The organism is Mesorhizobium sp. M7A.F.Ca.AU.002.02.1.1 (genome assembly GCF_003998535.1).
Lineage (GTDB): Bacteria > Pseudomonadota > Alphaproteobacteria > Rhizobiales > Rhizobiaceae > Mesorhizobium > Mesorhizobium ciceri.
The window spans coordinates 1-8,181 of sequence record NZ_RZPB01000221.1; the positions used below are offsets into that span (position 1 = coordinate 1).

At 63.4% G+C, this 8,181-nt stretch carries 9 protein-coding genes; 3 read left to right on the plus strand and 6 right to left on the minus strand.

Annotated features, from left to right (window positions below):
• Both EN879_RS15585 and EN879_RS15590 read left to right on the plus strand, forming a co-directional pair.
• The coding region (locus EN879_RS15585; protein WP_206520956.1) for a CoA transferase at positions 1-255 on the plus strand (255 nt) is incomplete at its 5' end.
• On the plus strand, positions 252-1,901 hold the full coding sequence (locus EN879_RS15590; protein ID WP_063168499.1) for a thiamine pyrophosphate-binding protein: 1,650 nt from the start codon (positions 252-254) through the stop codon (positions 1,899-1,901). The genes EN879_RS15585 and EN879_RS15590, both read left to right, overlap by 4 nt.
• A gap of 211 nt (positions 1,902-2,112) precedes the next feature.
• Here the strand turns inward: EN879_RS15590 and EN879_RS15600 are convergent, their stop codons facing one another.
• Positions 2,113-2,553: a CHRD domain-containing protein gene (locus EN879_RS15600; RefSeq protein ID WP_013530918.1), complete on the minus strand. Its 441-nt coding sequence runs from the start codon at positions 2,551-2,553 to the stop codon at positions 2,113-2,115.
• Between the two features lie 153 nt (positions 2,554-2,706).
• Positions 2,707-3,990, minus strand: coding sequence for a cystathionine gamma-synthase family protein (locus EN879_RS15605; RefSeq protein WP_063168500.1), 1,284 nt, complete (start codon positions 3,988-3,990; stop codon positions 2,707-2,709).
• A gap of 125 nt (positions 3,991-4,115) precedes the next feature.
• Between EN879_RS15605 and EN879_RS15610 the strand changes: the two genes are divergently transcribed.
• Positions 4,116-4,574, plus strand: coding sequence for an Lrp/AsnC family transcriptional regulator (locus EN879_RS15610; protein WP_127274121.1), 459 nt, complete (start codon positions 4,116-4,118; stop codon positions 4,572-4,574).
• 50 nt (positions 4,575-4,624) lie between these two features.
• Here EN879_RS15610 and EN879_RS15615 read toward each other — a convergent pair whose 3' ends face one another.
• Genes EN879_RS15615 through EN879_RS15630 form a run of 4 tightly spaced genes read right to left on the minus strand, consistent with a single transcriptional unit; the run spans position 4,625 to position 8,059 of the window.
• The gene (locus EN879_RS15615; RefSeq protein ID WP_013530916.1) at positions 4,625-5,596 is read right to left on the minus strand and encodes an ABC transporter substrate-binding protein; all 972 of its coding nucleotides are present in this window, start codon (positions 5,594-5,596) and stop codon (positions 4,625-4,627) included.
• A 40-nt stretch (positions 5,597-5,636) separates the two neighbouring features.
• Positions 5,637-6,791: an ABC transporter permease gene (locus tag EN879_RS15620; protein ID WP_063168501.1), complete on the minus strand. Its 1,155-nt coding sequence runs from the start codon at positions 6,789-6,791 to the stop codon at positions 5,637-5,639.
• Positions 6,788-7,666, minus strand: coding sequence for an ABC transporter permease (locus tag EN879_RS15625; RefSeq protein ID WP_063168502.1), 879 nt, complete (start codon positions 7,664-7,666; stop codon positions 6,788-6,790). Before EN879_RS15625 ends, EN879_RS15620 begins: the two co-directional genes overlap by 4 nt.
• On the minus strand, positions 7,667-8,059 hold the full coding sequence (locus EN879_RS15630; protein WP_127417593.1) for a DUF559 domain-containing protein: 393 nt from the start codon (positions 8,057-8,059) through the stop codon (positions 7,667-7,669).
• Positions 8,060-8,181: the final 122 nt, after the last annotated feature.

The window sequence follows — 8,181 nt, forward strand, 5'->3', positions numbered from 1 at the left end:
CCGCTGCTGGCAAAGCTCGAAGCGGCCAGCGTGCCGGCGAGCCCGATCAACACGATCGGCCAGATGTTCGCCGACCCGCAGACGATCGCGCGCGGCATGCGGCTCGACCTGGACGACGGCCATGGCAATCTTCTGCCTTCGGTGCGCGCGCCGATGGTGATGTCGGGCACGCCGCTGGTCTATGAGCGCCCCTCGCCGCGCCTGGGCGAGCACACCCAAGAAATCCTTGCCGAACTGGAGAAGTCTGGACAATGAAGACTGGCGGACAACTCATCGTCGACGCTCTCGAAGCCAACGGCACCGACCGCATCTACTGCGTGCCCGGTGAATCCTATCTGGCGGTGCTCGACGCGCTGCACGATTCAGCGATCCGCACCATCGTCTGCCGCCAGGAAGGCGGTGCCGCCATGATGGCCGATTGCCACGGCCGCCTGACCGGCAAGCCCGGCATCTGCTTCGTCACCCGCGGCCCCGGCGCCACCAATGCCTCGGCCGGCATCCACATCGCCATGCAGGATTCGATACCCGTCATCCTGTTCATCGGCCAGGTCGCCGGCCACGCCAAAGAGCGCGAGGCTTTCCAGGAGGTGGATTACAAGAGGTTCTTCGGCGACATCGCCAAATGGGTAGTCGAGATCGACGACGCCTCGCGCATCCCAGAATTCGTCACCCGCGCCTTCGCCGTGGCGACATCGGGCCGTCCCGGCCCAGTGGTGATCTCGCTGCCCGAAGACATGCTGACCAGTGTCGTTGAAGCGCCCGTCGCCTTGCCGCACACACCGGTCGAAACGCGGCCCGGGGAAGCCGAACTCGATGCGCTTGAGAAATTGCTGGCCAAGTCCAAGCGGCCTTTCGTCATCCTTGGCGGCACGCGCTGGGACGCCGAGGCGGTTGCACAAATGCGCGCGATCGCCGAGGCCTGGTCGCTGCCGGTCGGCTGTTCCTTCCGCCGCCAGATGCTGTTCGATCATCTGCATCCGAACTATGCCGGCGATGTCGGCATAGGCATCAACCCGAAGCTGGCCACAGCGATCAAGCAGGCCGACCTCGTGCTGCTGATCGGCGGCCGCATGGGCGAAATGCCCTCCTCGGACTACACGCTGCTGAAAAGCCCCTACCCGGCCCAGACACTGGTCCATGTCCATGCCGATTCCGGCGAGCTCGGCCGCGTTTACAGGCCGGCATTGGCTATCAACGCCTCGCCGTCCGCCTTCGTCGACGCTTTCGCCAAACGCAAGCCGGCCTCCGCACCCGTCTGGGCAGCCGAGACGCCAAAGCTGCATGCCGCCTATCTCGACTGGTCGACACCACCCGAAAGCGGCCCCGGCCCGGTCCAGATGGGCCCGATCATGAACTATCTCGAAAAGATGCTGCCCGACGACGCCATCCTCACCAACGGCGCCGGCAATTATGCCACCTGGGTGCATCGTTTCCATCGCTTCCGCCGCTTCGCCACTCAAGGTGCGCCGACGTCAGGCTCGATGGGCTATGGCACGCCTGCGGCAGTCGCCGCCAAAGAGCTGTTTCCAGAGCGCACCGTGGTCGCTTTCGCCGGCGACGGCTGCTTCCTGATGAACGGGCAGGAATTCGCCACTGCCGTGCAATACGACCTGCCGATCGTCGTCGTCGTCGTCAACAACGGCATCTACGGCACCATCCGCATGCATCAGGAGCGCGAATATCCCGGCCGCGTGGTGGCCACCGACCTCAAGAACCCCGATTTCGCGGCTCTCGCCCGCGCCTATGGCGGCCATGGCGAAACGGTTGAGAAGACGGCGGACTTCGCCCCGGCCTTCGAACGCGCCCGCGCCAGCGGCAAGCCGGCGATCGTCGAGATCAGGCTCGACCCCGAAGCGATCACCCCGACCCGGACGATGACCCAGATCCGCGACAAGGTTTGAGGGCCGACCGGGGCAAGTCGAGTTCCTTCACGCCCCCTCTGCCCTGCCGGGCATCTCCCCCTCAAGGGGGGAGATTGGCAGTTTCGTCGTCTCGCCCTTCTTCCAACACTGGCGATTGGCGAAACCCGAAGTACATTCGATCTCCCCCCTTGAGGGGGAGATGTCCGGCAGGACAGAGGGGGGCGCTGTCCTGCCAACCTTCAACGGTCAGCTACTTCGCCTTCTCGATCTGGCCGCGGACCTCCCCATTCGGGTTCGCTTTGGTGTGGACGTTGACGTAATACTTGCCGGCCTCAAGGTCAGCCGCCTGGGCATCAGTGAGCGTCTCCGACCCCTTGATCGGGCTCTTGAGTTTTTTGAACGGGATGACAGGGTCGGCGTTTTCACCCATCGCCGCAGGGCCATGGATATGCGCGGCCGTCGCCGGTCCGCTGAGGCCGGAATATTTGACGTTCCAGTTGAGCTTCTTCTTGGTCGTGTCGAAGGTGAAAGTGGCTGTGCCCTTACCCTTCGTGGTGACGGGCGGGCTCTGCTGGCTGCCGTCTAGTGTCGCCTTGAACTTTTCCATGGCTGCCAGGGCGGGCGATGCGAACAGGAAAGCGGTCGAAATGGCCAGCGCCGACAGCGCCGGTAAGAAGGATTGGGTGCGCATGAAGAACCTCCGATTGACTGTGCACGCGTCGCGGCTCCCCGGCGCGCGCATGCGCCAACGGAACGGCCTGGCGGCACAATGTATCCAACCACACGTTTTTGTGATGACGTATAGAGATCCTAGGGCCGTCCTGTCCGGCTTCAGCGATAGCGGTCAGACCGCCGCCAGCGCCTGCGTCAGGTCGGCGATCAGATCGTCCGGATGCTCGACGCCGATCGACAGCCTGACCGTGGTCTCCAGCACGCCGATGCGCTGGCGCACCTCGAAGGGAATGCCCGAATGGGTCATGGCCGCGGGGTGACTGGCCAGCGATTCCGTTCCGCCGAGGCTCACCGCCAGCTTGAAGATCTGCAATCCGTTGAGGAAGGCGAAAGCCGCCTTCTCCCCGCCCTTGATGTCGAAGGAGAAGGTTGATCCGGCGCCGCTGCATTGCGCCCTGTAGGCGCGGCCGGCCGGCGTATTCTCGCCCAGAAACGGCAGGTAGTGCACCTTGTCGACCTTGGCGTGGTCGCGCAGGAATTCGGCGATCAGGCGAGCATTGTCGTTGGCCCGCTCCATGCGGATCGACAGCGTCTCCAGCGAGCGGCCGAGCATCCAGCAGGAATGCGGGTCGAGCTGCGTGCCGATCGCGCCGCGCAGCGCCTTGATCGGCTTGGTGATAGCCTTGCTGCCCATGGCGGCACCCGCGATCAGGTCGGAATGGCCGCCGACATATTTGGTCAGCGAATAAACCGACACGTCGGCACCATGTTCGATCGGCCGCTGGAACACCGGACCCAGCAATGTGTTGTCGCACACGATGATCGGCGTTGACCCTTGGCTCGCGCCGATCTCGTCGGCGATCTTGCGCATCAGCGCGAGGTCGACCAGGCTGTTGGTCGGGTTTGACGGCGTCTCGATCAGGATGACCGACACGCGGCCTTTCGCGACGGCCGCGTCGGCGGCCGTGCGCACCGCCGGCTCGTCCACGCCATCCGCGAAACCGACAGCACCGATGCCGAAACCGGAGAGCGTGCGCGTCAAAAGCGTCTCCGTGCCGCCGTAGAGTGGCTGCGAATGCAGGATGACGTCGCCCGGACGGGCATAGGCGAGCAGCGTCGTGGCGATCGCCGACATGCCCGATGAAAACAGGATGCAGGCATCCGTCCCCTCATAGATCGCCAGCCGGTCCTCGACGATCTCGCTGTTGGGATGATTGAAGCGCGAATAGACCAGGCCGGAGGCGGTGCCGCTCGGCGGCTCCTTCCTGCCGGAGGTGTAGTCGAAGAAGTCGCGTCCCTCCTCCGCCGACTTGAACACGAAGGTCGAGGTCAGGAACACCGGCGGCTTGACGGCGCCCTCCGAAAGCTGCGGATCGAAGCCATAGCTCAGCATCAGCGTCTCCGGGTGGAGCTTGTGGTTGCCGATATGGGTTTTCGACGGGCGTGGCGCGGTCATGGCTTTTCCTGCCTGTTCGACTGAAATAGTGAACGGCAATTTATGCGATCTCGTTCCGCCAGTCCTTGCTATTTTTGGGCTCACATGGCTGCATCCCCGCAACAAATTGCCTGGAGAGACCGAAAGTGCAGCAGAAGATAGCCGACGATTTCGACCTGAAAATCCTGCGTGAGCTGCGGGCCGACGCCCGCATCACCAACAACGAGCTTGCCGAGCGCATCGGCCTGTCGCCGTCGCCCTGCCTGAGGCGGGGGCGGCGGGTGGGGGAGACCGGGGGCATCAGAGGCTACACCACGCTGGTCGATCCCTCAGCCTTCGGCTGGAGCATGGTCGCCATCGCCACCATCCGGCTCAGCCGCCAGAACGAAGACGAGATCGTGATGTTCGAGGACGCGATCCGCGGCTGGGAAGAGGTGCTGGAATGCCACCTCGTCACCGGTTCGCGCGACTATGTGCTGAAAGTGGTGACGGGAAGCCTCGAACAATACGAGCGCTTCATCAAGGAAAAGATCGCGCGGCTGAAATGCGTCGCCTCGATCGAGACCAGCTTCGTCATGAACACCATAAAGGAACGGCGCCTCTGACATTTCTGCCGGAGGCGCCGCTTTCTGGATAGATGTGTTGCCGGCTAGGCTTACTTGACCGCTTTGTCGGTGATGGCGGTGGTGTAGGCGCCGGTCGGCTCCTTGGTGATGATCTTCTGGTCGAGCAGCGCCTTGGCGGTGCGCTCGTAGGTCGCCGGGTCAAGCTTGCCGTCGGCATTGTCGATCAGCTTGGCGACTTCGCTCATCATGCGCTTCTGGTGGTTCTCGTCCTGGCCGCCGCCGTCCATGACGATGCCTGCGGCTTCGTCATTGTTGTCGATGGCATATTTCCAGCCCTTCATCGAGGCGCGCACGAAACGCACCATCTTGTCTTCGAAGGCCGGATCCTTGAGCTTGTCTTCGGACGCATAGAGCCCGTCCTCGAGCAGGTCGTTGCCCATGGCCGAGTAGTTGAACACGGTCAGCTGTTCCGGCTTGTAGCCGGCGTCGATCAGTTGCCAGTATTCGTTGTAGGTCATGACCGAGATGCAGTCCGCCTGCTTCTGGATCAGCGGCTGCACGTCAAAACTCTGCTTGAGCACCGTGACGCCGTCCGGGCCGCCCTCGGTCTTCAGGCCGAGCTTGTTCATCCAGGCGTAGAACGGATACTCGTTGCCGAAGAACCAGACGCCGAGCGTGTGACCTTTGAAGTCGGCTTCGGTCTTGATCGGGCCGTCCTTCGGGCAGACCAGCTCCATGCCGGCCTTCTTGAACGGCTGGGCGATGTTGACCAGCGGCACGCCCTTTTCGCGGGCAGCCAGCGCACCGCCCATCCAGTCGACGATAACGTCGGCACCACCGCCGGCGATCACCTGCTCGGGCGCGATATCGGGACCGCCCGGCTTGATGTCGACGTCGAGACCCTCGGCCTCATAGAAACCCTTGGCCTTGGCGACATAGTAGCCGGCAAACTGGGCCTGCGTGACCCATTTCAGCTGCAACGTCACCTTGTCGGCGGCCATTGCCTGGAAAGCGGCAAGCGACATCGCGCCAGCCAGAACGGGAATAATCAGTCTTTTCATTTTGTTACCCTCTGAAGTTAGTGCCCTAAACCCACCGCCCCTATCCACCACGGACAGAGGGATGCCAAAACGTGACGGCTCTTTCGACAAGAGCGACCACGCCATAAAAGACCGAACCCGCAAGTGCTGCAACTGCGATTTCGGCCCAGACCATGTCGATGTTCATCCGCCCGACCTCGGTCGAGATGCGGAAGCCCATGCCGACGACAGGCGTGCCGAAGAACTCGGCAACGATGGCGCCGATCAGCGCCAGCGTCGAGTTGATCTTCAGCGCGTTGAAGATGAAGGGAGCTGCTGCCGGCAGCCGAAGCTTCAAGAGCGTCGGCCAGTAGCCCGACGCGTAGGTGCGCATCAGGTCGCGCTCCATATGGCCGGAGGCGGCCAGACCGGCGACCGTGTTCACCAGCATCGGGAAGAAGGTCATGATGATGACCACCGCCGCCTTGGACTGCCAGTCGAAGCCGAACCACATCACCATGATCGGCGCGACGCCGATGATCGGCAGCGCCGAGACCATGTTGCCGATCGGCAACAGGCCGCGTCGCAGGAACGGCACACGGTCTGCGAGCACCGCGGTGATGAAGCCGGCGCCGCTGCCCACGACATAGCCGAAGATGACCGCCTTGAAGATGGTCTGGCGGACATCGGCGCCGAGCACCGGCAGCGAACCGGCGATGCGCGCGCCGATGGCACTTGGCGGCGGCAGCAGGATGAAGGGTATGCCGGCCCCACGCGTCACCGCTTCCCAGATGATCAGGATCCAGGCGCCGAAGATGGCTGGGATGATCAGGCCCAGCGCGGTGCGAGCCCATTTGGCGAACGGACGCAATGATGACAGCACCGCCACGCAGCGCCAGCCAAGCAGCCATGCGGCGGTGAGAAGCAGGAAGTACGGCGTCCGCGCCAGGCCTTCGAAACCGGTGATGCCGCCAATCAGCAGCCAGGCGGCCAGATGCGCGCCGATGAAAAGCACAACGGCTTCGACGATGGACGGTATTCTGGTCACCGAGATCAAAGCGGCGACAAGCAGCACGCCGAAAATCAGCCAGGTCGTCGCCACATAGGGGTATATCAACGTCCCTGCAGGCTGCGCCAGTGCATCGACTTTCGGCGCGGCGATCGGGCCGAGCGCCACTGCGATCAGGCACAGCACGATCGCCAGCACTGCCTGCCAGGAGGGTTTCAGCCAGTTCATGCCGGCCTCCCGCCCATAGCGCGGTCGACGAGGCGCCCGGCAATGCCGACCACCATGACCAGAAGGGCTGCCACCACCGAACCGGCGACCAGCGCCGACCAGATGTCGATGGACTGGCTATAATAGGCGCCGGCGAGCAGCTTGGCGCCGATGCCGGCGACAGCGCCTGTCGGCAGTTCGCCGACGATGGCGCCGACCAGGCTTGCCGCCACCGCCACCTTCATCGAGGTGAACAGGAACGGCACCGAAGCAGGCACGCGCAACATCCAGAAGGTCTGCGCGCGACTGGCATTGTAGGTGTGCATCAGGTCGAGATGCATGATCTCGGGCGAGCGCAGCCCCTTCACCATGCCGACAGTCACCGGGAAGAACGACAGATAGGTCGAAATCATCGCCTTCGGGACGAGCCCGCTGATGCCGATCGCCCCCAGCACGACGATGATCATCGGCGCCACAGCCAGGATGGGAATGGTCTGCGAGGCGATGATCCACGGCATCAGGCTGCGGTCGAGCGTCGCCACATGGACAATGCCGACGGCGATGATGATGCCGAGCGCCGTGCCGAAAGCGAAGCCGAGCAGCGTCGACGAAAGCGTCACCCAGGCATTGTAGACCAGGCTGCGGTTGGAGGTGATGGGCCGCAGGAAGGTGTTCTCGAAGAAATTCACCGCCACCTGGTGCGGCGCCGGCAATGTCGGCTTCGGCTGCGACAGCGTCTTGCCGATGAGTTGGCTGAACGTGGATGTTTCACCCGCGCGACGATCGAGATCGCGCTGGAACGGCGTGTTGAGGATGACGGCGAAGACATACCAGAGCGCGATCACGCCAACGAGGATGGAGGTGACGGGAACGAGCTTGTCGCGGAAGGTGTCCATCTAGCGGGCCTCAGCCGACTGGCGCCCTCCTCTCCCCAACGGGGAGAGGGTGGCCGGAGCGAAGCGGAGGTCGGGTGAGGGGGTGGAAATCTTTCCGTCAAGGCAAGCCAAGATCGTATCCAGGACCGCTCGACGTTCGGCCAAAACCTCATGATTCCAGAACCGGAGAGCCGAATAACCTTGTCCGTTCAGCCAAGCTGTCCTGGAAGGGTCGGTTGGAGAATCTGCGTGCTGACTACCATCAAGTTCGACAATCAGGCTTACCTCGCGACAAACAAAATCCGCGATGAACGGTCCAAGCGGCACTTGCCTCACAAATTTGTAGCCATTGAGATGACGGTCTCTCAGCTCCCCCCAAAGCCTGTATTCAGCCTCGGTCTCGTCAACCCGCAGCTTTCGGGCGCGAGCGGTTGCCCCGACCTTTCTCTTGGTCGGATCCGTCGGCGCCGCCCCCTCACCCGACCTCCGCTTCGCTCCGGCCACCCTCTCCCCGTTGGGGAGAGGGTGGCCGGAGC